The organism is Thalassotalea coralli (assembly GCF_055786205.1).
This window is the reverse complement of record NZ_JBVVBK010000040.1, coordinates 1-239: the sequence shown is the minus strand read 5'-3', so window position 1 is coordinate 239 and position 239 is coordinate 1. Positions and strand designations below refer to the sequence as shown.

The 239-nt window shown below is 41.4% G+C and carries 1 rRNA gene; it reads left to right on the top strand.

Annotated features, from left to right (window positions below):
* Positions 1–157 precede the first annotated feature (157 nt).
* Positions 158–239, top strand: a 5S ribosomal RNA gene (gene rrf, locus ACOB80_RS20935); the annotation flags it as partial.

Genomic DNA, 239 nt, shown 5'->3' with positions numbered 1-239 from the left:
AGGTGTGTAAGGGTTGTGAGGCCTTGAGCTAACTGATACTAATTGCCCGTGAGGCTTAACCATACAACACCCAAATGGTTTTAATGACTGATTTTTACGTAATGTGAAGATTGAAGTAGAGATATAAGAAAAGCTTTCCAAATTTGTAACGATTTTGCTTAGCGACAATAGCATTGTAGAACCACCTGACCCCATGCCGAACTCAGAAGTGAAATGCAATAGCGCCGATGGTAGTGTGG